Here is a 296-nt window from a genome sequence, read left to right on the forward strand (position 1 = left end):
AACACCCGAAGTCGGTGGGGTAACCGTAAGGAGCCAGCCGCCTAAGGTGGGACAGATGATTGGGGTGAAGTCGTAACAAGGTAGCCGTATCGGAAGGTGCGGCTGGATCACCTCCTTTCTAAGGATAATGCTGTCCCGAGTGACAGATAATAAGTTGACTGTTTCTTGTTTGTTTAGTTTTGAAAGATTGATTCTTTCACTTAATTTCATAACTTTCGTTATGAGGGCCTATAGCTCAGCTGGTTAGAGCGCACGCCTGATAAGCGTGAGGTCGATGGTTCGAGTCCATTTAGGCC

General features: G+C 47.6%; 1 rRNA gene. It reads left to right on the top strand.

The annotated features are described in order from the left end of the window. Positions 1-118: ribosomal RNA gene (locus LC455_RS31205) — 16S ribosomal RNA — on the top strand; the annotation flags it as partial. Positions 119-296: the final 178 nt, after the last annotated feature.

The organism is Neobacillus bataviensis (assembly GCF_019969725.1).